Here is a 26714-nt window from a genome sequence, read left to right on the forward strand (position 1 = left end):
CAACTGTCAACTGTCAACTGTCAACTGAATGAACAGAGGTTTCTTGCATACCTTTACTATTAGCGATCGCAGTTGGGATTGTTTAAGTGTGGGTTCCTGTCGCTAATGCCATCCAAAAAAGTACGATCAAGGTTAGAGTCATCACACCTACCAGATGATCGAATTGCTCGGCTGCACGCGGTAGGGCGATCGCTAACCGTTTAATAATTAAAACATAAATCAGCCACCCGATCGCGATCGTTCCTACTGCTTTGACGATACTTTCAATGCTATAGGCATCTAAGTACGCTACGTTTGCGATAACTAGCCCGCCAATTAAGAGGATGACGGCTGGCCACAAACCTGGCTGGACTTCTTGTTTCTCTCCCCGAGGTATAAAGATGAATTTGGCGAAGGATATTGCTGTACCTACGGCGGCTATATTCATGGCGATTACCTGCCAAGGTAACAGATTTTTCACCGTCAATACTTTGGCTCCAAATCCTGCCAACAAGGGAAAGCCAGAAATAGAAAGACTGGCGATAACTAGAGCAATCCAAAGACTAGGATCGATCGGCTTAGATTGCAATTCCTTGAGGCTGCGGCTTGGTAAGGAACCGGCAAGTAAGAAGAGGCTTGATTTAACTAAACCGTGAGCGAGAGCATAAAATCCGCCGACTGCCGGTGCTGCTAGAATAAAGCCTAACTGGGAAATTGTGTGAAAAGCCAGCATCCGTTTGGTATCTTTTTCAAAGACGGCATAGGACACTCCCATTAAAGCTGTTGCTACGCCAAAAATCCTGACGATAGTATCAATGTCATCGGAAACCAAAGCACAGCGCAATAAAGGTAAGATACTCGCTTTGATGACTATTCCTGAGAGTAAGGCGGAGACTGGGGTTTCTGATTCTGAGTGAGTTAGCGGCAGCCAGAATCCCGATACAAAAATCCCGCCTTTGAGCAACAATCCTAGAAAAATTAGGGCTAAAGCTTCTGGTGGCGCACCTTTTAAACCGTCAAAAAGAAAGGAATTATGTTTTTGATAGACTAGCACCGCGCCCACGAGGTAAAATAGCATGGCGGTGTTGCTGACAAACAAATAGCGCAAGGCTATCCATAAAGAGCGATCGGTGCGAGGATAAGCCATTAACAGAAAAGCTGCAATCCCGCTGACTTCTAAGGCGACATATAAACTGACAAAATCTGCACAGATAAAGGTAGCATTTATACTGCCATGCAGAATAATCATCTGGGAGTAAAAGAAGGCTGATTTACCACTGTGCCAACAGTAGAAAATCACGGCAGCAGTTACTATGGCATTTGTCAAGATAAAGTAGGCGCCTAACTGATCGGCGACTACTTCAACCCCGAAGTTATCCAGTAATTTGAGTTTGAGGGGCGATTTTTCGAGAAATAGTTGTAGCGCGTAGCCTGCTGAAACAAAGGTGACTGCTAAGGCGAGATATTTGTCAAGCTTGGGAAGTAGATAAATGACGAACCCGATAAAAAATGGTATTGTCAGCCAAGCGATCGTAATAATATTCATGGATGGGTTTTACGGCGTGTTATTTTTCTCGATCTCGCTGGTTTCCAATGTGGGATTATCCCGTGCTAGCTTCATCACACCTACCAGCATCAGGGCTTGAATCGAAAAGCCGATGACGATCGCAGTTAAGATGATCCCTTGGGGGACTGGATCGGCGAAAGCTCTATTTTTGACATCTCCCATAATTGGCGTGAACAAGCCATTTAGGGATGCAATCACGACATAATAGGCAATTACACCGGTGCTCATCACGTCCATAGAGACGATCTTCATCACCAGGTTCTTTTTAAGGATGATACCAAAAAATCCGCACAATACTGTGGCAAATACGAAGGCTTCTAACACGGAAATTTTTGTTGCTTAAGGTTTGGTGACAATGATACATTACTTGGGCGCTACTAATAAAGTAGGGCGAGTCGATCGATTTGAGATTTGAGATTTGGGATTTTAGATTGACTTGGCAAGTAATGCGATCGAGGTTGGGAATCAGTCCTATAGCGGTATTGGTTTTGGGAACCGATGTTAAATGGGACTACAGGGTGTAACTGGGGCGATCGCGCGTGTAGGGCGATCGGGCGTGCAGGGCGATCGCCCGATGCAGCAGAATGGGAGTACAATCAATGATATTTCTATTCAAAGTGATGCGCTGAGTGGACACAGGGCTGCGCTATCAGCCCGCCTCGAAACGGGAAAGATACTGGTTCCACAAAAAAAAGGATTTTTTTGATTTATTTATTATAAGGTGAAAATCTTGTCTGCTTCGGAACAGGCTCTCCGGCCAGTTCCACAAAAAAAGATTTTTTTGATTTGTTTCTTGTCGGTGGAATTATCCCCCGCTACCAATTATTTGCCAAATATTATGGTCTTTTTCTGCTTACCTAATTATCCAAATTACTGCTAAAATAAAGTACGAGTCCTTGCCGCTCAAACGCAGACCATGACCGCACAAACCCCCGTACAATTTCAAGACAGTTTCGACATCATCGTAGTAGGTGGCGGACACTCCGGCTGCGAAGCCGCCCTCGCCACATCTCGCCTCGGATGCCGCACGCTTTTACTCACCCTCAACCTCGACAAAATCGCGTGGCAACCCTGCAACCCAGCCGTCGGCGGCCCCGCTAAAACTCAACTTACCAACGAAGTCGATGCCCTAGGCGGAGAAATCGGCAAAATGGCCGATCGCACTTACCTACAAAAACGCATCCTCAACGCTTCGAGAGGCCCCGCAGTTTGGGCGTTGCGAGCCCAGACAGACAAGCGGGAATACGCCGCTGTCATGAATAATATTGTCGAAAATCAAGAGAATTTGACCATCCGCGAAGCAATGGTTACAGACTTAGTTTTGGGCAAAAACGAAGAAGTCATCGGTGTTGAAACCTACTTCGGCGTCGGCTTTGGATGCAAAGCCGTAATTTTGACAACCGGAACTTTTTTAGGTGGCACAATTTGGGTAGGCAACAAGTCGATGCCGGCCGGACGCGCCGGAGAATTTGCTGCTGTCGGTTTGACAGAAACTCTCAATCGTTTGGGCTTTGAAACCGGACGGTTAAAAACAGGAACTCCGGCAAGAGTTGACAAGCGCACTCTCGATTATACTAACCTGGAACCCCAGCCGGGAGATACAGATGTTCGCTGGTTTAGTTTCGATCCAGAAGTCTGGGTGGAACGGGAACAAATGCCCTGCTATTTAACTCGAACCACGCCCGAAACTCACCAGTTAATTAGAGACAACTTGCACCTTTCTCCAGTTTACGGCGGCTGGGTTGATGCAAAGGGGCCGCGCTATTGTCCGAGTATTGAAGATAAAATCGTGCGCTTTGCAGATAAGGAAAGCCACCAGATTTTTATTGAACCGGAAGGTAGGGATATTCCTGAACTTTATATCCAAGGATTTTCGACTGGTTTACCGGAAAGTTTGCAGTTGCAAATGCTGCGGACTCTTCCGGGTTTGGAAAAGTGCGAGATGATGCGGCCTGCTTATGCTGTGGAGTACGATTATTTGCCTGCAACTCAGTGTTATCCAACTCTGATGACGAAGAAGATCGAAGGCCTGTTTTGCGCGGGTCAGGTGAACGGTACGACTGGATATGAGGAGGCGGCTGCACAGGGGATTGTCGCAGGTATTAATGCGGCTAGGTTTGCGAAGAATCAGGAGATGATTGTGTTTGCCCGCGAGCAAAGTTATATCGGCACTTTGATTGACGATTTGTGTACGAAGGATTTGCGGGAACCTTACCGGATGTTGACTTCGCGATCGGAATACCGGCTGTTATTGCGATCGGACAACGCCGACCAACGCTTGACCCCGCTTGGACGGGAAATTGGCTTAATTGGCGATCGTCGCTGGGAGTTATTCGAGCGCAAGCAAGCTAATATTGTAGCGGAAAAAGCCCGTTTATATTCAACTCGCGTTAAAGAACACGAAGAAGTTGGTAAAGCAATTTTTGCTGACACTCAACAAGTGATTAAAGGTTCAATAACTCTCGCCGACTTGCTGCGCCGTCCCGGTTTTCACTACGTCGATTTAGAACGCTACAATTTAGGCAATTCGAGCCTAGAATTGGCTGAGAAAGATGGTGCAGAAATCGAGCTCAAATACTCCGGTTATTTGCAAAGACAGCAAAATCAAATCGATGACATTGCCAAACACGAACGCCGCCAATTACCTGCGGATTTGGATTATATGGCAATTACAACTCTATCGAAGGAGTCGCGAGAAAAGTTGACTAAAATTAGACCCTTGACTATTGGCCAAGCGGCGAGAATTGGCGGGGTGAATCCGGCGGATGTTAATGCTTTGCTAATTTATCTGGAAGTGCGAAACCGCAAGCAGCCGACTGCTGTGGGAAAATGAATACATAGAACCACAAAATGGCTCGACTTTGCCTTGATTGTTGACTGAATTGTACGGGATATCAGGACACGGCAATGCCGTGTCCGGCGTGCGATTTGGCAACTTTTAAGTCGCTATGCCATACTAGATTAGAGAACATCAAAGCTTATACCATTTTTCTTAAATATCGATAGAGATCGACGACAACAAGAGATTGTAATTTATAAACCAATACGGTTGACTTAACGCTTTTGATAAATTTCATCTGACGATTTTTGGATTATAAAGAGGTGAAATAGATCTTAAGAAGATTTTACCGCAGAGAACGCAGAGAACACAGAGAGGGGAGGGACAAAAGGTTTTTTTACGACATCCAAAACCCTCGCAATACTCTTCCCTCTGCGCCAAAAGCGCCCCAATACGGTTCAAAACTCTTCTCTTGATGGAGTGGATTATAATTTAATACGGTTTACTTAACGCTTTTGATGAATTTCATCTGAGGATTTTCTGGCAATACAGCCATTTTGGGCAAGTCAGATTTTTTTTAAGTAAACTGTATTGATTTATAAACTTTCTCTTTTTGCAAAAGTCTGTCATAACTTGAAAAAATGGTATAACCAGGTACGTAGTTGCGATGCAAGCGCTCTTGGGGCTGGGGCCTAGCAACATACCAATACCATTTTTATAACGATAGATAGAGAGCGACGACAACAAGAGATTGTAATTTATAAACTTTCTCTTTTTGCAAAAGTCTGTCATAACTTGAAAAAAATGGTATAACCAGGTACGTAGTTGCGATGCAAGCGCTCTTGGGGCCGGGGCCCAACAACATACCAATACCATTTTTATAACGATAGATAGAGATCGAGGACAACAAGAGATTGTAATTTATAAACTTTCTCTTTTTGCAAAAGTCTGTCATAACTTGAAAAAAATGGTATTATTTAATTCTCATTCGTTACTCGTTAGGTTGCTCGCATCCTCTGTGGAACACTTTACCATTCCATAAGGATTCAACCACATTAAGGATTCACCTTCTTGACCGATCGTCGCCCACAGCGCCAGCAGACACTCAACCAAAGATAACGAATATTTTCAACATCTTGCCCCGCATCCTGCCTAACCTCTTCAACCATTTCAACTATGTTCTAAAATAAAAACAGCCGCCATCAGCGCCCACCATGCAAATCACCCTGACTCTACCCGAAAGCCTCACCCAAACCGATACCTTCAACCAGAGTGACTGGCTGCGGGAAATCGCGATCGCCCTTTGTCAACAAACCAACCTCACCCTCACCCAAGCCGCCCAACTCGCCCAAATTTCCCCACCAGAATTGCAACAACTGCTAGCCAACCGCGCCCTTGCTGCTGCAACAACTGAAACTGACGAAATCGATCCCGACAACGAACCGGAGGAACTCATTTTAGAAAGTCTCCATCGCTCCCTCCAACAAGTTCGTGATGGCAAAGTTCATCCCATTTCTGAACTCTGGGATGGCATCGATGTCTAATGACTTAACCAACTTCGAGATCCTATTTTCTGATGAATTTAAAGCTCGGCTGCGAACCCTAGCAAAACGGTATCGCAGTATTCAAGCCGACTTACAATCACTGATTAAGGAACTCCAATCTGGCAACTTAGTCGGCGATCAAATTGTGGGAACTGGATACACCACTTTCAAAGTTAGACTCAAAAATAGCGACATTCAAAAAGGTAAAAGCGCCGGATATCGTGTTATCTACCAACTCAAAGAAGCAACCATCATTCTTCTAGTTACTATGTACTCGAAGTCAGATGAAGACAGCATTGCTACCGACAAGATTCGCGACATCATTCTCAATTTTGACAACACAATACCCTAATTTATCTCCTGATTTTGGATCAGAGCGCACAGCCTTCCAAAAGTTCGTCAGTGCAGCAGACGGACAAAAATATTGTCCGCCCACTCAATAGCTAACTAGCAATCACTCCCACTCGATCGTACCAGGTGGCTTAGAAGTAATATCGTAAACCACCCGGTTAACGCCCTTAACCTCATTCACAATCCGGTTCGAGATCAATTCCAACAAATCGTAGGGAACCCGCGCCCAGTCAGCCGTCATCCCATCTTCGCTTTTGATAAATCTCAGAACAATTGGGTAAGCATAGGTGCGCTGATCGCCCATAACGCCTACACTGCGAATCGGGAGCAACACTGCAAAAGCTTGCCAAAGTTCGTTGTACAATCCGTGGCGGTTGATTTCTTGGCGCACGATGAAGTCTGCATCCCGCAAAATATTCAGCCTCTCTGCGGTAACTTCTCCCGTAATCCGAATCGCCAACCCCGGGCCCGGGAAAGGTTGTCTGTTGACGATTTCTTCCGGAAGCCCGATCGATCTACCGACTTTTCGCACCTCATCCTTAAACAACTTTCGCAGCGGTTCGATCAGCTTAAAACACAAATCTTTAGGTAATCCGCCCACATTGTGGTGGCTTTTAATCTTAACAGCAACTCGTTCGCCGCTTTTCGGATCTACATTCGTGTCAGCCGACTCAATTACATCCGGGTAAAGAGTACCTTGAGCGAGGTAATCGAAGGGGCCGAGGCGCTTCGATTCTTCTTCAAATACACTGATAAATTCGTGACCGATCCGCTTGCGTTTTACTTCAGGATCGGTAACGCCTTCAAGTTGAGCCAAAAAGCGATCGCGAGCTAGAACGTACTGCACCGGAATGTGGAATTCATCTTGAAACAATTTCACCAACCGTTCCGGTTCGTACTTCCGCATAAACCCTTGGTCGATAAACATACAGGTAAGTTGGTCGCCGATCGCCTTGTGCAGCAAAAAAGCCAAAGTTGAAGAATCAACCCCGCCAGATAGAGCCAACAAAACTCGTTGGTCTCCGACTCTGGCTCGAATTTCGCGAATAGTTTCCTCCACAAAAGTAGCTGTCGTCCAAGTCGGTTCGCACTCGCAAATATGGTAAACAAAATTGCGAATCAAAGCTTGTCCGCCGATCGAGTGAACCACTTCTGGATGAAACTGCACCCCGTATAAACTTTTCTCGTGGTGAGCAACAACAGCAGACGGAGTATTGTTCGTGTGAGCGAGAATCTCAAAACCAGATGGCAATTCGTTACAGGAGTCTCCGTGGCTCATCCACATCGTCGCGCCTTCTTCGACATTTGTGAGCAAATCCGTCGGATCGTCAATAAATAGCGATGCCTTGCCGTATTCGGCCAACTTAGCCCGCTCAACAGTCCCGCCGAGCTGCTTTACCATCAACTGCATCCCGTAGCAGACGCCCAACACTGGTATTCCCAGATTCCAAATTTCCGGGTCGCATTGGGGAGCTCTGTCATCGTATACAGAACTCGGGCCTCCTGAAAGAATAATTCCTTTAGGATTGATAGCTTTTAACTGTTCTGCCGTAGTGCGGTAAGAAATAACTTCTGAATATACTTGAGTTTCGCGAATGCGTCGAGCAATCAGTTCGGAATATTGCGAACCGAAGTCGAGAATCACGATCATCTGGCGGTCTATTTGCCCCAGAGAAGAATTGGTGAGGTCGGATTCAGTTTCTATTTGAGTAGTCACGGTGATTGCGTAGTTAATAATTGCTAATTGGGCAGAACGTAGCGGAGGTATTATGGGTCAGAAATGAACCTAGTTTAATTAAGTTCTAGGGACTCAGAATTATTACTTTTTAAATACTCTCCCTGTGCTATCTTTTGAACAGCATTAAGGGATATTCACACCACATTAACAAATTTGCGTCAAAAATGTATCTCCTGTGTCACTCTTAACAATTATTTTGCGATCGCGCCCAAACATCACTGAACCCACGGGGATACGCTGGTTTGTGTGAGTGAAAATGCAATCGGACGATCGCAAGTCGATTTCTCGGGCGATGTCGCCGTAAATTCGATCGACCCAATGGGTGCCAGTTGCCACATCTAGAGCCCGCAGTTGGCCGAGAGCTTCTTCGGCTGTCGCCGCAGCAAAAATCGCGGAACAGGCAGCAGCGGGCATTCCAGCTTTAGCACAGAAAGCTGTCAAAATTTCCCGGCGCCCGTCAGCGAGGTGGTGGTGAGTGTGAAAAATCCCCGCCGCCAATTTCATCAATTTGCCGTGATAGCCAAACAGCAAGATCGATCGCACGCCCTGACATCCAGCCTCTACCAGCAGCGGGCCCAGCCAGTTAGCAGTTTTCACCAGCCGCTGCGGATCGATGCCCAGTTGTCGCGCCAAATCCAACCCATTTTCGCCGATGCAGAAGACTAAAGTGTCAAACAGTTCGGCTTTTTGTTGCAGTTGTTCGCGGTAAATTTCCAACTGTCCGGGGGCGCTCAGAGGTTGAGAAATCCCAGTTGTACCCAGCAGCGAAAGTCCTTCGACGACGCCGAAAGCTTCGTTAGAAGTGCGGGTGGCGAGTTGGCGCCCCAAGGGCAGAATCAGGGTGACAGTAATTCTTTCTCCCGGTGCGAGTTCTCGGCTCAGATTCGATCGCAGCAGTCGCATCGCGTAATCATAGATTGCCGCTCCACCACCTACTTTGTGATGTCCAATTCCCTCGCCCCCGACAATCACAATCTGCTCTCCCTCTCCCCCATTCTCCCCCTCTCCCTCTGGGAGCAATTCCACCATTGCCCAAACGGGCGTATTGCGAGTCAGATCGAGGTTGTCTCCCGGATCGGAGCGAGTCACGCCTAAAGCTGTACCAGTTTTGAGTACGGACGCCTGTTCGATCGCAATTTCTGCCGCGATCGGCGGTTCCAGTAAATCTACTGATACGCTACCTACAGACTGAGTACCTGCGCGCAAACATCGCAAAGCTGCAAGTGCGGCCGCACAGGCAAATACTGGCAGTGTATACCCGGATAAAGGTTGAGTTTTTGTCACAAAATGCAGAAATCCTTAAATTAGTGGGCGATCGACATCACAGTGTGGTAGTGATACCCATCAAACACTTGAGCTTCATTCTAGGGTTTGCTATTATTAGCAGTTAGCCTCATTTTTGTCAAGCAAGAATTTTGTCCAACCTGTTGTCTTGAAGCAAGCAACATTTTTTTTCAGGTGCGATCGTCAACAACCCACACCGAAGCCTTACGCGCACGTAGCGGTATGTCCTAGATTTCCAAATTAATTTGGAGCAAGCTTTGGAAATGGCCGCTCTGAGAGTTGTTGTGGATATGCAGCAAGTGGATGTTGTCGCCCCAGATGGAATAGCCGTGCTAGCCCGAGGGCTGGAGTTAGCAGCTATACTCGGCAAGTCGATCGTCTTTGATTCTATAGATTTAGCCACCTATATAGGTTTGAGAGCCGAGTGGAGGAGCTCGCGCGAAATTTGTTTTGGCCCTTGGGGCGACTTGTTCGAGGGGAAATTCGAGCAATTTTTGACAGACGAAATGTTGCGATCGCTTCCTTGTGAAGCGGTAAAACCTACTTTTTTACAATTTGCAAAATTACCAAAAAATTGGGTCTAAAGCCCCGTGCTAGCACGACTTTTACTATAATTATAGCGGTTGGAAATCCCATGGTGGTGGCTTGTTAAGACTCCTTGAACCAGAAAGTAGAGCTTAGATCTGCAAAATATTGGGTAGCGAAAGCCAAGAAAAACATAGCTAGGGGAAATAAATAAGTACCCAAAAAAACAAAAACAATAATTAATTCCATCTAACAGTACCTAAGGGCATTAGGAATCTGCCGAGCAATCGGGAAAGCATGGGGAGAAGACTGCCTCTACTATAAAAGGGAAGCCTGATATCGCAAGCCGACTTCTGTGAACCATGAATAAGAATCACCCTTGCTTCAGCAGGCGTGAGTATGTCAAATCTTCCAAGCGGTTGATGTCCGAGCGAGCGATTGTCATTTATATTTATAACAATTACCCGGAAGTGCCAGTCTAGCTTTCAAGCTAACATCTTGAAAGCTAGACTGGCTTTATCTTGCTAGGTGGACTCAGCAATTATAGCTTTTCTCAAAAAGGTGAGGTATGACTGACAGCTTACATAACCGCTTAAACGTATAGGGCCCTCTTCCCAAAAACGTCCGCGAATATGAGAGCTAGAGCCGCTATAAGACAATACGGTTTACTTAACACTTTTTCTGCCCCGGAGATCCCCCTCGCATCCCCCTGGTTGTAGGGGGACTTAAGAGCTTTCTTGTCCCCCCCCTTTTTTAGGGGGGTTAGGGGGGATCTGCCTTAAGTAAACCGTATTGCGCTATAAGAGCAGAAAGATTAAATTTGATTGACGCCAAGGCTTCAATTGACAGTTGACAATTGACAGTTGACAGTTGACAGTTGACAGTTGACTTCGGAGGGCGACCTCTACCTGGAAGTCCGAGGATTAGAGTAATGAATCGTCTTCTTTTAATTTCTCCCGATCGCGCTTGGGGCTTTCAACCAATTCTTTTTGGTATAAAAATAATTTAATCCCAATCAAGCCCAAAACCTTTACAAACCAAGGATTTTGCAATTCTAAAATCTAAAATCTAAAATCTAAAATCCTATGACTATGGTTGAACCAGTTGCAGAGTTAAATGAACCTCTCTGTCTTCAGACTCCTGAAATACTAGAAAAGACAATATCTCAGCTCGTTCTACCTCCAAAAACAGCTCTCAAAATTTCTAAACAAGACATTCGAGCCACTCTCAAAGCCTCAACTATAGAGGGAGTTTTTGCCGCTGTCTTCGAGTCGGCGACTACCGGCCTGCTGCTGAGCAACTTCTTGCTGCAAGTCGGCGCGAGCAGCGTGGAAATAGGTATATTATCTGCTATTCCGATGCTGGTAAATCTCCTGCAACCATTAGGAGCATACATCGCCGATCGCACAACCAGCCGCCACTGGTACAACCTAGCAATATTCGGCGTGTCGCGGCTGCTGTGGCTAGTGCTCGTCATCGCAATTGTTTGGGGCCGACAGCACGCAGATCCCCAACAATTGCTCCAGTGGACTCTGGTCACTGTCATCGCCGCTAGCGTGCTGGCAGCTTTTGCTACTTCTAATTGGTTTAGTTGGATGGCTGCGGTGGTTCCTCACCGTTTGCGGGGACGCTATTTTGGATTTCGCAACAGTGCTACTAGCTTAGTTACTTTGCTGGGAGTGCCACTGATGGGACTGTTGATGTCAACTTGGGGCGCAGATCCAATTTTGGGCTACGGTGTGGTTTTATTTTTGGGTGTTGTGGCGGGAATGATTAGTTTGGGGTATCAATTCTTCATGGTGGATGTGAACCCGCAGGCATACCGAAAAGATGCAGAGAGCGATCGAGTTCCCGACAAAAAAGAAAAAGCTCTAACAGATTTTGTGCCTTCGGTGCTGAAAGATTCTAATTTTTTAATGTTTCTGATTTACTTTAGCGTGTGGACGTTTGCAGTTAATCTCAGCGCGCCTTTTTTTAATATCTACCTGCTGAAAGATTTAAGCTTGGATGTCAGTTTGGTAACGATTTACAACAGTTTGAGCTCGGGAGCAAATCTGTTGCTGCTGCTGTTTTGGGGCAAGTTAGCCGATCGCTGGGGAAATCGCCCCTTGCTAATTGCCGTGGGGCTGGTGGTAGCGGTGACGCCTTTGCTGTGGTTGGGCACGGGCAATTATCCGTTTGCGGTGTGGGTGTGGTTGCCGCTGCTGCACTTGCTCGGGGGAACTACTCTAGGGGCGATCGTGCTTTGTACTAACAATATTCAAATGGAGATAGCGCCGATCGAACAACCATCGACTTATTTTGCGATCGCCGCAGCAGTTTCGGGAGTAACTGGGGCTTTGGGAACTACCGCCGGCGGCTTTCTTGCCGAACTTCCGGGCATGAGTTTGGGCGCACTGTTTGCCCTTTCGGCTGCTGTGCGGCTGGTGGGCTTGCTGCCTTTAATTTTGGTTCGAGAACCGCACAGCTTGTCGCTGAGGGCGATCGTCCTGACTTTTCTACAATTCAAATTCAAACAGGGCTAGGAAAGGTTCGCATAAATTGGTCGATTTCGAGAAGAGTTCATAACGATTTGCGCTGTTCTGTTAAACGTAATTCTAATGAATCTGCTACTTTTCGGAGCTGGGAAGCTACCGCTCCATCATCACGGAAACTAGATTTCTCCAAGTCTCTAATTAGACTCTTAATTTCATTTATGTCTTCTCGGTTACTTAAATTATATTCTTCAAGAATGTTGACAGCTTGCAACCTGATTTGTAGAAATTCTTTAGGATTGGTAATTATTGGCATTAATTCAGATAGATTAGTTCCTAATTGTCTAGATCTAGCAAGAAGCTTCTTTTTGTGCTGGTATATAGCTAAACCTACCAATATTCCTATTACAACGAATGCCAGTATAATTTTAACAAGAAAAGCCCGGAGAATAACCCACTCCAACTTATTCTTTAATTTTTTATTCCTGGTTTGCAAATCTTTAGCTAAAAATGCAGTTTTGTCCAAGCTCAAAAGCTGTTGTTGTATGTTTGCTTCAAATTGATTCTTAAATCCATATAATTCATCTTTTAAAGAGCTTATTTCTTGAATTAAATTATCAACTCTTTTCTTTTTATCAACAATTTCGTCTATGTAGCGCTTGCCTTCCGAATTGCTCCTAGCATAAACTAATAGTCTATACCCCCCACCAGCAATCTGTTTATGGGTGTTATACTGAAAATTCAATTGATTTAATGCTTGTTCTATTTGCAAATCTACTGATTTAAGTTCAATGCTTAAATTACTAATTTCTTGATTTAGATTAGCTAATTCAATATCAGTATTTTTAACTTTCTTGATGATAATTTTGGCTTCTACAGAAACTTGAGATTGTTTTTCAGACCTTATGATTTCGCTCTCAAACCTGTTTGTTTGCATCGAATAACTATCAATCACTCCTGCATAGTTTTTTGTTATTAAATATTTGATTTTCTGAGCATTTAATATACTATCTTTTGCTCCCTTTTGATAATCATTAGCTAAAAATAGCCAATGATTAACACTATTTGTGTTAAAATAAAATTTCCCTACAATTTCCTCGATTTTTGTTTCCCAAATAGCAAGCGATTTATCAGGTATATCAAAACTATTTTTTATAGAATTTAAATGTTGTTTGTGATTATTCAATAATTGAGAGCCAGAGCTAATTAAAATTCTTAGTTCTTGTATTTTGAGGAGAATAGATGAACAAGTAGGTGCATTTTGTGAATTATCATTAGTATTACATACAGCCTTGATTTCTTCTTCAATTTGAGTTACTAGAATATTTTTACTTTCAAAAAATGTTTCTTGGCTAGAGATTGAGGTTTCATTTTCTCTTATTTCCTCTTGGCGTAATTTGATATATGTTAAAAATTGCTGATAATCTTTTGATAAAGCTTCTATACCATCTTTATCTTGAGGTATTTGATTTGGTTGAGGATATTTAGAGAATTTATTCCATCCATCTATAATGAATTCAGTATTTTTTTGCTTTGGGGAATCTAATGTTAACGACATGACTTTTATAGCGCTGTCAACTGATTCAGTGACACTAGCCAGACGAGACTTAATCGTATCTAAATTACTAATTTTTGCTTCTGGTTTGTTAAGTACCTGCCAAGTCATTACAGTTAGGACAACTAATACAAGGAATATAATTCGATTACTTTGACGCTTCCAGCAAACATCTTTGATAAAAAAAGGAAATCTTAATAAAGATTTTGGAATAAATATACTATGTCTAAAAAATATCCATACAGCATACAGCCATGAACATGCAAAGTAGATAAATATTATTAGATCTACATTGTTGATCTCACTAGCTTTAAAAATGAGGATATATCCGGGAATAAAAAGCCATAGCAACACAATCGTACTGCCAAAGATTAGTTCAGTCAGAAATGGTAAGACTATGCAAGTCAACCACGGCAATTGAGGCTGTTTCACTTTTATATCTCCTTGATAGCCAACCAAAATTTAATTAAAGAATTAAAAAATCCAAACTCAAAAAGAATAGATTTTTGGAGCAGATGCTTTAGGATAGTTTCCCAAAGGTCATATCTGAAGCTTACTTGACAGGCATAAATTAGTAAGGTTTCAGTAGCCATTTCAGATATGCCAGCATCCTTATGCTTCAGCAACTTGAAAAAAACTGTATCAGTCAACTTTATATGTTCACTGTAACCACTTAAGCACAATCTCCTAATTTCCCTCAAAATCCTCAAAGGATCGCAAGGATCATAATCCTCACTAAATAAGCGTTCTTCATTCATTATATGTATTATAAATTTATTGACAAATTGTCTGATTTCCTTTTTCTTTTTTGATGGAATTAGTGTTAAGCCGTTACCAATAGCAGTTTCAAACACAGGGTCTTTAGGAAAAATGTCAAATTCAAGAACATCTTGAGGTCTTTCTGATATGGCTATGGCTATAGCAATAGCACGAAACAACCAAAAATTTATCTCGTTTCCTTTTAAAATACCTGTCAAGCCGATATCTTTCAAATGACATGCTGCCAGATAGTCAGCAGCTCTTTGATTGAAAAAACCAAATAGTAAAGCTTGTGTAGTATCACAATCGATTAAACGATTTTTATGGGATTGATCGATAATGCTCGTAATAACAATTAGACAATATATTATTTGTTGATGCTTGCTCAAATCAAAGCGAAAAATATTATCAAAAAAGGAAGGAGCGAAAACATTTACTAAGACGACAAATTCATTATCTTCAGGTGTATTTGAGATTAAAGAATTGTTTCTATTCAGAAGATCGGAGTAGTATCGAATTCGTCGGCGCGTCAAGTCGTCTTGACTGTCAAGATCAATAGGCAGGATGACTTGTATTAAAGATTGAATAACTTTAAAATTATTTAGGTCTAATCCCTGATGAACTTCTATTTCTAATGACAATTGTAGTAAATAAAAACTGAGTACGGATAATACTTTAATTGTATTACTTACGAGTTTTTGATCGACCGATCCAAATTCAGTAGGATTTTCGTTGATGCTCTTGGATATCTCTCTTTTAATTTCTAAAGTATGAAGCTCATTGATTGAAGGAATATTAGGGTCATAATCTGAGGAAGTAGCTAGCTGCCAAAGCCATAAAGACAGATAGTAAGGATTTTTTAGAAATGTTTCATTCTGTTTATCTGTCTTAGCAATACTGAGTATTGTACGTCTCATGCTAGTACACTGTTGCTCATTGAACTTAAGAGATTTAAGCCTTTTGCTAAGTAACTTATTTACTTGCAGCAGATCCATTGGCTGAATACGGACATTTGCTACATTCAGCCTGTTTGAATAAGCTTTGTATTCCTCCTCTCTACAAGAGAGGAGCCACTTTGTTTCTCCAGGAGAATTCTTCATTAAGGTAGATAAATAGTCAAATAGCTGATTTCGCTTAGTTTTATCTACAAATTCATCCAAGGCATCAACTATTATGACTAAATTAATATTTGTTTTTTTACGCAGTAGCTTAACAAATTCAATAACCTCTCGTGAGTCTTCACCTTGGTAAATTTTCGCAATAAATTCATTGATTTTGGTTGCATGATTTGTATTACGATCGAGAATTTGAGCTATTTCATTAGCATGAATAAAAATTGGGATAGAATTTACATTCTGCGATCTAATTTTGGATTGATAATTTAAAAAAGCCTTATAAAGGGTTGTTGATTTTCCACTACCAGGAGATCCATAAATAAAAATTCGCTTAATATTTGGAGACAATAAATATCTATCTAAATCTTTTATTTTCTTACGAGTAGGTGATTTTTCTTCATATGCTTGATGAGGATAAGTATTTTCTATCTTCCCTGAAAGAGCTACATGATCTTCTTCGGTATTGAAAGCTAGCTCGATTTTTTCAACCAACCTTCGCTTGATTTCTGTTAGATAAACGAACACAATCTTTTTTTCATCTAGAGATAGCTCTTTCCAAAAACTTCTCTGATTATGAATGGATCTGAACACCCAAGGTAAAAAGAGAGTTAGTATAATGGATACTGATATAAACGCAAAAAATAAGTTGTTAATTTTAATGTAATCATTATTCTCAATCTGAATAGATGTAAATATAAGGAAAACAATAAAACTCAATAACAATAAAAAAAATAATATCTGAAGAAGCTTTTTTGTACTACTTCCAATTTCGTACTCAAAATAGTCGAATAATGACTCAATAAAAATATTACTGGTTCTAATGGTTAGAGGATAATCTCTGTTTTTCTCTAAAATGTGACGCAAAACTTTCTTAATCTCTTCAGCATCGGCTCCTTGATAGTGACGAGCACCAATATTAATATCTCTTGCTTGACCAATATTACCAAGGTTGATGTTGTCCTTGCCCCATTGCAATACAACCTGCTTGCCACTAAAATTCAAGGCATGGCGTAGCGCCGTAATATCAGCCTGAGTATGTCTATCTTCGGCAATCCGGTCTAGAATTGCCTCCAAGTCATCATGATTGCTCATATCAAGTTGGGATTAATCTTTTGCCTGAGTTTTACTACCTAGAGTTATGTCTCTAGCTTGTCCGATGTTTCCTAGGTTTATGTTGCCGGAACCTGACTGATCTACTTCCTGGTTGCCAGAAATAGTGATAGTATCCCTACCTGGCATCATTGCGCTAATTGTCTCAGCAGCTTCTGCTTCCACTGCATCCCATCCATCTTTAGGTAAACCTTTCCCCCCACGCAATAACGCCACTGCAAAATCCTCGGTAGCGAAGTCAAAGAACGGTGTTTGCTCAACTTTCATACTGTGAGCGCTCTGAGGAACAGTTTTGCCTACATGATTCATTATGTGGGAAATACGCACAACCGTTTCGCCTGGCTGACTTCCTGCACCTCGCAACGCTTCGATCAAGTGGTAAGTGTAGATACTCATTGCACGATCAGAGCGAATCCAAGAACTTTGTGTGCCACGGGAAGACGTGAATACTGCCCGTCCCTCACCCTGTTTAAGCTCATCAATCAGTTTTTTGGGAAAAGCAGTCTGTACAAAACTAGAGGGAAGTTTCGTTGTTGCTTGCTCGTTCTTAGCAGTAGCCATTCCCTCGGCGCGACAACTGTCGATGATAACCAGCAGTCGGTGTGCTTGAATTTCGCGCAGTGCTTCCGTAAAGATTTGGGCAGAGAGAGCAGAATTTGCTATATCAAAGGGTTCGATATCATGGGGAATTAAGTAATATTGGCCCGTAGACTCATCCAACCAGCCGTGACCAGAGTAATACACGATTACTGTAGCCTCTGAATCGGTAGCAGCCTGCTTTTTGATCCAGGTTAAACCGTCCAAGATTGCACCCCGTGTAGCACCAGCATTAGATAAGAGGCGCATATGAACGTCATCGTTTAGGTAGGCACAGAAACTAGGATCAATGAGTATGGATTGGAGTTCCTGAATATCCTTGACAGTAACCGGGAGCGACCAGTTTGAGTAAGAAGCTGAGTCACCTATACCGATCAACAGAGCATAACCGTGAGAAAATTTGTTGGACATAGGAGGATTTTTCCGAGGATCTTACTACTCAGTTATAACTATCAAAAAACGTAATTCTCCATCATGCCGATGGCAACCATAACAATTGGAAAATCAATAATCTTATAGCTGTCCACGAAAGCTGCCTCGATTACATCCATATTAGCAAGCAAAAAACATCCGGAGCCTGAGTGCGACTCGTTCGCATCATAATAGAGCAATCCCCTTGGTCGTTGCTATAATCGCAGACATGATTATTATACCGTTTCTAACTGGAGTTTCCGGGCAATTTCAATACTGAGGAAGCATAAGCACTAGGAAAAAATACTTTTCAAGCGAAACCTGCAAAAAATCCCATCCCTTTTTAGGGGTGGGAGTGTGAAAAATCATTAGTCGTTAGCCCTCAGTCGTCAGTCGTCAGTTTTGTATCAGTAGCAATTTCCTGATAAACTGATGACTAATGACCAATGACTGATGACTAATAAATTAAGCTTGACGCGAGTAGTATTCAACAACTAGCAGTTCATTAATCTGAAGAGCAATCCACTCACGTTCGACAATGCCGTTAACTTTGCCAACCAGTTTTTGCTTGTCAAATTCCAAGTGACTGGGCAAGTGAGCCAAGCCTGGATCTTTGAGGTTAGCTTCAACCATTGTGCGAGAGCGTTCTCTATTTTTGACTGCAATCACTTCACCAGGCTTGCACTGATAGCTGGCGATATTGACTTCACGATCGTTCACAGTAATGTGACCGTGATTTACCAATTGTCTAGCGGACGGAATGGTTGGAGCCATTCCCATCCGAAACACAGTATTGTCCAAGCGCATTTCCAAAAATTGCAGTAACACTTGACCTGTGGAACCCGTCACACGACGGGCTTTACGGACATAACGGAGCAATTGGCGTTCCGTCACACCGTAATTGAAACGTAGTTTTTGCTTTTCTTGCAAGCGAACCGCGTACTCAGAGAGCTTTTTGCGGTTTTGACCGTGCTGCCCAGGCGGATAATCCCGTCTGGGAGTTTTGCGGGTTAGACCCGGCAACTCTTTCAGGCGACGGACGATTCTTAATCGGGGGCCTCGATATCGAGACATTTATTTTCCTCTCTAATCTCTGTATGCAATTTTATGCAGACTCTATATTATATGTTGATAAGGGTGAAAATTCTAACAAAAATCGATAAAAAAAAATCGATCGACCGCAGCCATCCGTAATGTGCGGTAAATTTTGAAGTAAAAGCCGATCGAGCGATCGACCCAACCAGCCCAAAAAACTCACAAACCGAGCTGCCATGCAAAACCCCAATTTTTTCCGCACTGCTTCCCCAAAGCCAGCACCGCGCTGGATGTTGGCTCTCGGCACTCCCTTAGTCGCGCTGAGTTTGTTGGCAGCAGCACTGCCAATCTCGCCAGCATCAGCCATCACCCTGAGATTCCCCCGAACTCAAAATCCCTATCGCGTCTGCGCTAAGGAACTAATCGAAGCGGGAATCGGTGCAGAGGAAGCAGCAGCAGCTTGTGCCGACGCGCTCCACCCCCGCGACATATCTAGATGCGCCCTCCAAATCAGCCGCAAAACCAATATTTCTGGTCTCGAAGCGCTCTCTAGTTGTCGGCGGGTGAGGCGCCCCAACGAATTAACTACTTGCGTGGTGAATATTAATAGCAAAACTAAAACTCAACCTGCTGCTGCCCTGTTAGTTCTTGATGGGTGCCGCCGCAGTTTATTGCCAGAGCTATTTGCTGAATGCGTAGTCGGGTTGAGCGGCAGACTCGACTTTCCCACGGACAGGTTAGTTGCCACTTGTCTCGATCCCAGGGGCGCAGTGAGTCAGTTGGACGGGCGTCCTGCACCGACACCTCCTACGGAGTTAATTCCACCGCCTTCGCGACTCAATTAATTAGTTATGGGTAATTGGGAAATGCGAATTAGGTACGTTGTTGCGCTTGGGCGCTCTTATCTTATATATAACGAAGAGCGCTGAAGCGCAACTACATACCTTTGATGTGACAATTACTTCCAGGACTGTTTGTAATTCTTCGCTCTTGTCTTATATATAACAAAGAGCGCTGAAGCGCAACTACATACCTTTGATGTGACAATTACTTCCAGGACTGTTTGTAATTCTTCGCTCTTGTTTATATAAACAAAGAGCGCTGAAGCGCAACTACGTACCTTTGTAATTCTTCCCTCTTCCTTCTTCCTTCTTCCCTATTTTTTATAATCAAATGTCAGAAGTTTTTGGTCAAATTACAGTCGAAGAATTAGCTCGCAAATTAGCAGAAACCAATGCTGATAAATTGCAGCTTGTAGATGTGCGGGAACCTGACGAAATTGAACTCGCCGCGCTGCCGGGATTTGTGGCTTTTCCGCTGAGCGAGTTTGCCCAATGGTGTGGTGATATTGACGATCGACTAAATCGCGATACAGAAACCCTGGTACTGTGCCACCACGGAGTGCGATCGGCTCAAATGTGTCACTGGTTGAGCGATCGAGGATTTAACAACGTTAAAAATATCGTTGGTGGCATCGATGCTTACTCAATATTGGTCGATCGCACCATCCCCCGCTATTAATCTGATGTCCGCTCCAACTACCGCAATCTAGGTTCTATCGTTCGGACTAAAGTCCTCACTACGAACCGGATGCGGACTAAAGTCCTCACTACGAACCGGATGCGGACTAAAGTCCTCACTACGAACCGGATGCGGACTAAAGTCCTCACTACGAACCGGATGCGGACTAAAGTCCTTACTACGAACCTTTGTTTATTATCGGGTTTGGGCTGACAGGATCTGAATGCTAATTAACAGCAGCAAATCGAAAATTTAACAGCGTACTCATAGTGCTCCGATCGCGCCCGTGCCTTTTTGAGTCATAAAGAGCCTCATCAGCCGCCAGTACCAGCGTTGCTGCATCATTTTCCGGGCCGGGAACAACGCTGGCAATTCCCAAACTAATTGTCACCACAGAATTAGGCAAACATTCAACACTACTCGGGTTAAAAACAATATTCAAAGCTTTAACTTTCGCTCTAATGCGTTCCGCAACCAGCAGAGCGCCCGCCGCATCAGTTTGAGGTAAAACGATCGCAAATTCCTCACCGCCGTAGCGAGCAGCTACATCAGCAGGACGCTGGAGCGATCGGCGAATTGCCTGAGCTACCGATCGCAAACAACTATCTCCAGCTTGATGTCCGTAGGTATCGTTATAAATTTTGAAATAATCGATGTCGCACAAAATTAAAGATATCGGAGACTCATCGCGAGCATTATGTTTCCATTCCGCTCGCAAGCAACTTTCAAAATGTCGTCTGTTGCCAATTTGGGTAAGTTCGTCCACATTAACTAAAGCTAGCAGTCTTTCATTTTCTTGCTGCAACTCCTCAAAACCTACAGCCGAGAAACCGTCCTCGCATAAATTTTGTTCTTGAAAATACAGCCGATATAATTCGCAAGACAAACTACAGTTATTGCCCGCTAATTTGACAAGTCCCATGCTATCTAACTGATAGGCCATCAAAGGTTCGAGGTGAATGCTATTTTTAACATCAAGAACCTGTTGGAATGCCCAGGCGAGTTCTGGCTGCTGCTGAATGGCGATCGACTGATTCCGCAAGTAGTCGCTATAAATTCCGCTTTGAGTAGGAGCTGCTTTTAATAGTTCTTCCAACTCGGCCCGCCCCAGATCCTCCCCAGACTCATTCTCGCCAACCGACAGGCGGTTTTGCTGTAAAATTGCCAGGTGATAAAGTGCTAAATGCACTAAATAAGGATGACCGCCTACCATTTGCATTAATTGCTCGACCGGATAGCTGTCGTTCCAGTTCAGTCCGTGGCGGCGCGCCAACTCTTGGACTTGTTCGGCACTAAATTCTGAGAGTTTAATCGGTAGCCCTACATTGAATGGAGATTGATTGAGACTCAAAGCAATATAAATTTCTGTCGAGTGAATGACCGCGATTCGCAGTTTTTCCCAGGTTTCGCTCTGTCTCGCTTGTTCGTACCAAAAACGGAGCAGCGGCAGGAATTCTTGAGCGATATTGGCGCGTTCAAATACTCGGTTGACTTCGTTGAGTACCAAGACCAGGGGACTGTCAATTTGTTCGAGCAAATAGTTCTCAAAGTAAAGAGAGCAGCTTACTTTGCTGCCCATATCTTCATCCCAAAATTCATCGAGATTTGGTTCTAGTTTGAGTTGGCGAGCGACATTGACAGACAGCCAGCGCAAAAATTTATCTAAGGTAGCAAAAACTGCTTCGTCGGCTTGCTGAAAGTCTACAGTGACTGTGCGGTATCCGCGATCGACCGCAGCTTGAATTATCCGCAGCATCAGCGAACTTTTGCCCATTTTTCTGGGAGCTTTAATCCGAATCAGACTCCCTGGCTTGCTAATTTCTGCACAAGCTCGGGCTTCGACGGGCGATCGATCGATATAAAATCGAGAGTCAAGCGGTATTGGGCCCCCAGGAAATTCCAGGTCTGCAACCGTTTGGATTAAATTTGGTGATTTTTGGATTCCTGCCATAGTGCATCCGCGAGGCGATACCCTGACTGTATCTTACCTTTGTCAGATTAGGGGGGGGTAGAGGATCGGTGTCAAAGACTTATTGACAATCGGACAAAATGTAAGTTTTTCAGGACTTCTCGGAACTCACTTTGCTATAGTAGTGTCACTTTAGCTAATCTCAAACCCTGCCTAAACTCGCACCAGACCGACACAAATTTTCTGGCGACCGAGACGCGATGATTCTGCGCCTCTACCTGAAAAGTCAGTCGTCTGTCGCCAATGTCAAGCAGATTCGCACGAATAGGAGAAATAATCATTGTCACGCCGCTACCTGTTTACCTCTGAATCGGTCACTGAAGGCCATCCCGATAAAATCTGCGATCAAATTTCAGACACGATCTTAGATGCCTTGCTGACCGAAGACCCTAAAAGTCGCGTCGCAGCCGAAGTTGTCGTCAACACGGGTTTGATGCTGCTGACGGGCGAAATTACCACCAAAGCTCAGGTAAATTACATAGAATTGGCGCGGAAAAAAATAGCCGATATTGGCTACATCCACGCTGACAACGGATTTTCTGCCAATAGCTGCTCGGTGCTGGTGGCTTTGGACTCTCAATCTCCCGATATTGCTCAAGGGGTGAATACAGCCCACGAAAGTCGCGAACAGTCCAGTGAAGAGGAGTTGGATGCCATCGGCGCTGGCGACCAAGGCTTGATGTTCGGTTTTGCTTGCAACGAAACGCCGGAATTGATGCCTTTACCTATTAGTTTGGCGCACCGGATTTGCCGTCAACTGGCCGCAGTCCGCAAAACTGGTCAATTGCCTTACCTGCGTCCGGACGGTAAAAGCCAAGTTACCGTAATTTACGAAGACGGGAAACCTGTTGGCATTGATACGATCTTAATTTCTACTCAGCACACTGAGGCGATCGACGATATCACCGAAACAGCCGCAGTTCAAGCCAAGATTAAAGCAGATCTTTGGACTGCTGTTGTCCAACCCGTGTTTGCCGATATTAGCGTCAAGCCAGATGCAGAAACTCGCTTCCTTGTCAACCCCACTGGCAAATTTGTCGTCGGCGGGCCTCAAGGAGATTCGGGTTTGACTGGCCGCAAAATTATTGTGGATACCTACGGCGGCTATTCCCGTCACGGTGGCGGTGCTTTTTCAGGGAAAGACCCCACGAAGGTCGATCGCAGCGCGGCCTATGCTTGTCGCTATGTTGCTAAAAATATCGTGGCGGCCGGTTTGGCAGAAAAGTGCGAAGTGCAGTTGAGTTATGCGATCGGCGTTGCGCGGCCGGTTAGCATGATGATCGAAACTTTTGGTACTGGAACAGTTGATGACGATCGCCTTTTGGAAGTTGTGAAGCAGCATTTTGAACTGCGTCCTGCGGGCATCATTGAGACCTTTAACTTGCAGAATTTACCTGCGGAAAGAGGCGGTCGTTTCTATCAAGATGTAGCGGCTTACGGTCACTTCGGACGCACGGATCTAGAGTTACCTTGGGAGCAAACTGATAAGGCCGAGCTTTTGAAAGCAGCTTTGAGCCAGCAGTTGTCTGGAGTAGCCCGATAGTACAATTTCAGGGGCAAGCTACTAAAATTTCAGGGGCGGGCTACTAAAATTTCAGGGGCGGGCTAGAAGCCCACCCCGGATCGATATATCCCCGTAGGGACACGGCATTGCCGTGTCCCTACTACACTTCATAAACCTGGGATATGTTGTATACCCTAGTTGCTTTGGCATACATTTAAAATTTTAAAATTACTGCTAAAATTACTCAAAGATCGTGTTTGATGCGACAACATTAGCTAGGTGAAGCATTGTGGTTGAACCCCTAGAACAATTCAAGATGGAGACCAATTTTGAAGGTCTCATTCAGTTACTTGCTAAAAGTCTTTACCCAGAACCCGATGTATTTGTCCGCGAACTGATCCAAAATGCCCACGACAGTATCGTCAGGCGGCAAGAAGTAGAGCCAGATTTTTCTGGACGGATTGATATTGAGTTAAACAGCAGCAACCGCCAGATTATTTTCCGAGATAATGGGATTGGGATGGACAAGCAGGATATTAAAGATTTCCTGTCGGTGATTGGTTCTACTGGGACGGGGACGGCGCGGCAAAAACTCAAAGAGGAAGGCAGGGCCGCCGCTTATAATCTGATCGGGCAGTTTGGGATTGGGATGCTGTCGGCGTTTGTGGTGGCAGAAAAAGTTGTGGTGCGGACGCGGAAGCTGAATGAAAAGCAGGCGTTTGCATGGCACAATACGGGTTCTACGGATTGTATTCTCTATGCCGATAATCGCAAGGAAATTGGTTCTGAGATTATTGTCTCCATCAATCCAGAATATACTTTTATGCTGGATGAAAAGCGGTTGCGGGAGGCGATTGTTAAATACTGCGATTTCGTGCAGTTTCCGATTAATTTGAACGGACAAGGGGCAGTTAATTCCGTCTTTCCACCTTGGTATCGAGAGCATTGGCCTTCTCAAGCTGAGAAAGAAGCCACTTATAAAATGTTTATCAATCGGCGCTATCCCGATACTGCGTTAGATTTAATTCCGATCGAAATCAATGAACCGTTTCAAGCTAGAGGCGTACTTTATATTTCTGACAACCGAGTAGCTGATTTCAATTCTACTGGGATTGTTGATATATTTGTACGGCGGATGTTTGTGCGATCGGGTGACAATACTATATTACCGCCTTGGGCAAAGTTTGTGCGGGGGATAATTGATAGCCCGGATTTGCAACCAACTGCCGCCAGAGATAATATTCAGCGCAATAATCCTGCTTTTCAATTTCTGCAAAAACGATTAGGGGAATTAATTGTCGAACGGTTATCGTATTTAGCGCAAAAAGAGCCGAATAAATTTAAACAAATTAATGTTTGGCATCATTACCATCTCAAAGGGATGGCACTTTTTTATGATGACTTTTTCGAGCAAGTGGCGGAATTGTTATTGTTTCAGACGAATGCTAAAGCTAATAACGGCTTGATGTCGTTGCAAGACTACTTGACGAAAAATCGCGCTAGAGAAGATAAAGCACCAATTTACTATTTTGCTTATATGGGAGCGGCAGCACAATTTTATAAATTGGCGGATGCTCGCGGCTGGGTGGTGATTAATGGTGGGGGGAGATTTGAAGAAGAACTGTTAATTAAGTATGGCAAGCTCCACCATCGAACCGTACATCTCGAACGGTTGGATGCTACAGATGATGCAGAATTATTCCAGCGATTAGAAACAACAGAAGCAGAAAAGTTTCGGCAGTTAGAGCTGGATTTAGAACGGGGTTTGCGACTATCGGGATTAACTAATGTGTTGGTACAGATGCGTCGCTTTGAACCTAAAGAGTTGCCATCAGTAATTATCGTTTCCCCGGAAACGGAGGCAGAAGAAAAGCTTCGCAATCTGGTGACTCAGCCTTGGTTTATGGAAGGGATGGAAGATGTAGCGGAAGAAGCACTCAAGCAAAATCAGCGCCGTCCGATTTATCTTTCTCTGAATGCTAACAATCCCCTGATTCAAAAATTAGCCGATATCGAGCGTCGCAGCGATTTAGTCCAAGAAATAATGCTTGGGGTTTATAACAGCGCTATTCTTTATTCTCATAATTTGCTCAATCAATACAATGCTGAAGTAATGCACGGTCAATTTGTTCGCTTGTTTAACAGGTTAATCGAGCATCAAGCTGAAGCATTAGAGCTAGAGAAAGAGTTGGAAGCAGAACGCCGTCAGAAAATTGAACTTCAGAAGAAACAAGTAGAGACAACGGAAAAACGACCGGATCATATTTTGATTTTTACTATTGCGCCGTTGAGCGATGAATATAAACCCCTGGAAGAAGCAGTACGGCGGGTATTTGAGCGTCCGCCTTATTGCTTTGAAATCAAGTCAGCGCAGGACTATACTTATAAATCGGGATTGCTGGAAAATGTCCGGGAACATCTACTCCGCGCTCACGGTTTTATTGCCGAAATTAGCGATTTGAATCCCAATGTGATGTTTGAATTGGGGGCGGTAATGTTACCCGATGATAGCCGTCCGATTTTTTCGCTTCGCAGTCAGGATGCCCGTCAGGATGTGCCAGCCGATTTGAAGGAAAAGCTGTTTGTGCCTTATGGCTCGATTAAAGACCCCGTAGAAATCCTAGAAGCGGCGATTCGCAAAGCTTTTGAACGGGATGGGCGGATTGTTCACGATGGGATTAAAGCTTTGTTAGAACAGCAGCAAAAGCGGTTTCTGTCGCGGACATTATTGGAGGGATTGCGTCGAACTCGCTTGGAGTCAAATGAAATTGCTGGCTTGATGAAGGAATATAAAACAGTTGAAGATTTGCTAGCAGCAGAACCTGCCGAAGTTGTCCGCAAAACGGGTTTGCAGGACTACGTGATTTCAGCCATTCAAGGGGAACTGAGGGGATAAG

General features: G+C 44.0%; 21 protein-coding genes. 10 read left to right on the top strand and 11 right to left on the bottom strand.

Annotated elements, in window-relative coordinates; translation table 11 throughout:
• Nucleotides 1-82: 82 nt before the first annotated feature.
• Both QZW82_RS00940 and QZW82_RS00945 read right to left on the bottom strand, forming a co-directional pair.
• A complete protein-coding gene (locus tag QZW82_RS00940; protein ID WP_293143056.1) occupies nt 83-1525 on the bottom strand; it encodes a cation:proton antiporter in 1443 nt (480 codons plus the stop codon).
• A 9-nt stretch (nt 1526-1534) separates the two neighbouring features.
• The gene (locus QZW82_RS00945) at nt 1535-1870 is read right to left on the bottom strand and encodes an NADH-quinone oxidoreductase subunit K (protein WP_293143060.1); all 336 of its coding nucleotides are present in this window, start codon (nt 1868-1870) and stop codon (nt 1535-1537) included.
• 181 nt (nt 1871-2051) lie between these two features.
• On the opposite strand from QZW82_RS00945, the gene QZW82_RS00950 reads away from it, so the two are divergent.
• Nucleotides 2052-2252, top strand: coding sequence for a hypothetical protein (locus tag QZW82_RS00950; protein ID WP_293143063.1), 201 nt, complete (start codon nt 2052-2054; stop codon nt 2250-2252).
• Between the two features lie 210 nt (nt 2253-2462).
• Entirely contained in the window at nt 2463-4379 is a 1917-nt protein-coding gene (gene mnmG / locus QZW82_RS00955) for a tRNA uridine-5-carboxymethylaminomethyl(34) synthesis enzyme MnmG (protein WP_293143066.1), read from the top strand.
• Nucleotides 4380-5309: 930 nt separating this feature from the next.
• Here the strand turns inward: mnmG and QZW82_RS00960 are convergent.
• A complete protein-coding gene (locus QZW82_RS00960) occupies nt 5310-5438 on the bottom strand; it encodes a hypothetical protein (RefSeq protein ID WP_293143069.1) in 129 nt (42 codons plus the stop codon).
• A 101-nt stretch (nt 5439-5539) separates the two neighbouring features.
• Between QZW82_RS00960 and QZW82_RS00965 the strand changes: the two genes are divergently transcribed.
• Both QZW82_RS00965 and QZW82_RS00970 read left to right on the top strand, forming a co-directional pair.
• On the top strand, nt 5540-5869 hold the full coding sequence (locus QZW82_RS00965; protein ID WP_293143072.1) for a UPF0175 family protein: 330 nt from the start codon (nt 5540-5542) through the stop codon (nt 5867-5869).
• Complete coding sequence (locus QZW82_RS00970) at nt 5862-6221, top strand: type II toxin-antitoxin system RelE/ParE family toxin (RefSeq protein WP_293143075.1); 360 nt, start codon at nt 5862-5864, stop codon at nt 6219-6221. The genes QZW82_RS00965 and QZW82_RS00970 overlap by 8 nt, the downstream gene beginning before the upstream one ends.
• Before the next feature lie 102 nt (nt 6222-6323).
• On the opposite strand, the gene guaA is transcribed toward QZW82_RS00970, so the two are convergent.
• Together guaA and cbiD are read right to left on the bottom strand one after the other, a co-directional pair.
• The gene (gene guaA / locus QZW82_RS00975; protein WP_363318843.1) at nt 6324-7937 is read right to left on the bottom strand and encodes a glutamine-hydrolyzing GMP synthase; all 1614 of its coding nucleotides are present in this window, start codon (nt 7935-7937) and stop codon (nt 6324-6326) included.
• 165 nt (nt 7938-8102) lie between these two features.
• Nucleotides 8103-9242, bottom strand: a complete 1140-nt coding sequence (cbiD, locus tag QZW82_RS00980; protein ID WP_293143078.1) for a cobalt-precorrin-5B (C(1))-methyltransferase CbiD — start codon at nt 9240-9242, stop codon at nt 8103-8105.
• Nucleotides 9243-9487: 245 nt separating this feature from the next.
• Here cbiD and QZW82_RS00985 point away from each other — a divergent pair, with 245 nt between their 5' ends.
• Together QZW82_RS00985 and QZW82_RS00990 are read left to right on the top strand one after the other, a co-directional pair.
• Complete coding sequence (locus QZW82_RS00985; protein ID WP_293143081.1) at nt 9488-9826, top strand: hypothetical protein; 339 nt, start codon at nt 9488-9490, stop codon at nt 9824-9826.
• Nucleotides 9827-10858: 1032 nt separating this feature from the next.
• Nucleotides 10859-12292 (top strand): MFS transporter, encoded by a 1434-nt coding sequence (locus QZW82_RS00990; protein ID WP_293143084.1) that lies wholly within the window; start codon nt 10859-10861, stop codon nt 12290-12292.
• Nucleotides 12293-12329: 37 nt separating this feature from the next.
• Here the strand turns inward: QZW82_RS00990 and QZW82_RS00995 are convergent, their stop codons facing one another.
• From QZW82_RS00995 to QZW82_RS01015, 5 genes are all read right to left on the bottom strand, one after another.
• Entirely contained in the window at nt 12330-14228 is a 1899-nt protein-coding gene (locus QZW82_RS00995) for a hypothetical protein (RefSeq protein WP_293143087.1), read from the bottom strand.
• A gap of 2 nt (nt 14229-14230) precedes the next feature.
• Nucleotides 14231-16762: an NACHT domain-containing protein gene (locus QZW82_RS01000; RefSeq protein WP_293143090.1), complete on the bottom strand. Its 2532-nt coding sequence runs from the start codon at nt 16760-16762 to the stop codon at nt 14231-14233.
• Between the two features lie 12 nt (nt 16763-16774).
• On the bottom strand, nt 16775-17788 hold the full coding sequence (locus QZW82_RS01005; protein ID WP_293143093.1) for a caspase family protein: 1014 nt from the start codon (nt 17786-17788) through the stop codon (nt 16775-16777).
• A 465-nt stretch (nt 17789-18253) separates the two neighbouring features.
• Nucleotides 18254-18862 (bottom strand): 30S ribosomal protein S4, encoded by a 609-nt coding sequence (gene rpsD, locus QZW82_RS01010; protein ID WP_293143096.1) that lies wholly within the window; start codon nt 18860-18862, stop codon nt 18254-18256.
• 31 nt (nt 18863-18893) lie between these two features.
• Entirely contained in the window at nt 18894-19061 is a 168-nt protein-coding gene (locus QZW82_RS01015) for a hypothetical protein (protein WP_293143099.1), read from the bottom strand.
• On the opposite strand from QZW82_RS01015, the gene QZW82_RS01020 reads away from it, so the two are divergent.
• Both QZW82_RS01020 and QZW82_RS01025 read left to right on the top strand, forming a co-directional pair.
• Nucleotides 19060-19668: a hypothetical protein gene (locus tag QZW82_RS01020; RefSeq protein ID WP_293143102.1), complete on the top strand. Its 609-nt coding sequence runs from the start codon at nt 19060-19062 to the stop codon at nt 19666-19668. The genes QZW82_RS01015 and QZW82_RS01020 overlap by 2 nt on opposite strands.
• 328 nt (nt 19669-19996) lie before the next feature.
• Nucleotides 19997-20344 carry a rhodanese-like domain-containing protein gene (locus QZW82_RS01025; protein WP_293143105.1) on the top strand — a complete coding sequence of 116 codons (348 nt, stop codon included), beginning with the start codon at nt 19997-19999 and terminating at the stop codon, nt 20342-20344.
• Between the two features lie 226 nt (nt 20345-20570).
• Here the strand turns inward: QZW82_RS01025 and QZW82_RS01030 are convergent, their stop codons facing one another.
• Nucleotides 20571-22295 carry an AAA-like domain-containing protein gene (locus tag QZW82_RS01030; RefSeq protein WP_293143108.1) on the bottom strand — a complete coding sequence of 575 codons (1725 nt, stop codon included), beginning with the start codon at nt 22293-22295 and terminating at the stop codon, nt 20571-20573.
• Nucleotides 22296-22593: 298 nt separating this feature from the next.
• Here QZW82_RS01030 and metK point away from each other — a divergent pair, with 298 nt between their 5' ends.
• The gene (gene metK, locus QZW82_RS01035; RefSeq protein WP_293143111.1) at nt 22594-23856 is read left to right on the top strand and encodes a methionine adenosyltransferase; all 1263 of its coding nucleotides are present in this window, start codon (nt 22594-22596) and stop codon (nt 23854-23856) included.
• 277 nt (nt 23857-24133) lie between these two features.
• Entirely contained in the window at nt 24134-26713 is a 2580-nt protein-coding gene (locus QZW82_RS01040) for an ATP-binding protein (RefSeq protein ID WP_293143114.1), read from the top strand.
• Nucleotide 26714: the final 1 nt, after the last annotated feature.

The sequence above is a fragment of the Microcoleus sp. bin48.metabat.b7b8b9.023 genome (genome assembly GCF_013299185.1).
Taxonomy (GTDB): domain Bacteria; phylum Cyanobacteriota; class Cyanobacteriia; order Cyanobacteriales; family Microcoleaceae; genus Microcoleus.

Coding starts and splice junctions, on each gene's coding strand:
- QZW82_RS00990 (WP_293143084.1), top strand. CDS start 10,859: ATGGTTGAACCAGTTGCAGAGTTAAATGAACCTCTCTGTCTTCAGACT.
- QZW82_RS00965 (WP_293143072.1), top strand. CDS start 5,540: ATGCAAATCACCCTGACTCTACCCGAAAGCCTCACCCAAACCGATACC.
- QZW82_RS01025 (WP_293143105.1), top strand. CDS start 19,997: ATGTCAGAAGTTTTTGGTCAAATTACAGTCGAAGAATTAGCTCGCAAA.
- QZW82_RS01020 (WP_293143102.1), top strand. CDS start 19,060: ATGCAAAACCCCAATTTTTTCCGCACTGCTTCCCCAAAGCCAGCACCG.
- mnmG (WP_293143066.1), top strand. CDS start 2,463: ATGACCGCACAAACCCCCGTACAATTTCAAGACAGTTTCGACATCATC.
- QZW82_RS01000 (WP_293143090.1), bottom strand. CDS start 16,762: ATGAGCAATCATGATGACTTGGAGGCAATTCTAGACCGGATTGCCGAA.
- QZW82_RS01005 (WP_293143093.1), bottom strand. CDS start 17,788: ATGTCCAACAAATTTTCTCACGGTTATGCTCTGTTGATCGGTATAGGT.
- QZW82_RS01030 (WP_293143108.1), bottom strand. CDS start 22,295: ATGGCAGGAATCCAAAAATCACCAAATTTAATCCAAACGGTTGCAGAC.
- QZW82_RS00970 (WP_293143075.1), top strand. CDS start 5,862: ATGTCTAATGACTTAACCAACTTCGAGATCCTATTTTCTGATGAATTT.
- rpsD (WP_293143096.1), bottom strand. CDS start 18,862: ATGTCTCGATATCGAGGCCCCCGATTAAGAATCGTCCGTCGCCTGAAA.
- QZW82_RS01015 (WP_293143099.1), bottom strand. CDS start 19,061: ATGGCAGCTCGGTTTGTGAGTTTTTTGGGCTGGTTGGGTCGATCGCTC.
- QZW82_RS00940 (WP_293143056.1), bottom strand. CDS start 1,525: ATGAATATTATTACGATCGCTTGGCTGACAATACCATTTTTTATCGGG.
- QZW82_RS01040 (WP_293143114.1), top strand. CDS start 24,134: ATGGAGACCAATTTTGAAGGTCTCATTCAGTTACTTGCTAAAAGTCTT.
- QZW82_RS00950 (WP_293143063.1), top strand. CDS start 2,052: ATGGGACTACAGGGTGTAACTGGGGCGATCGCGCGTGTAGGGCGATCG.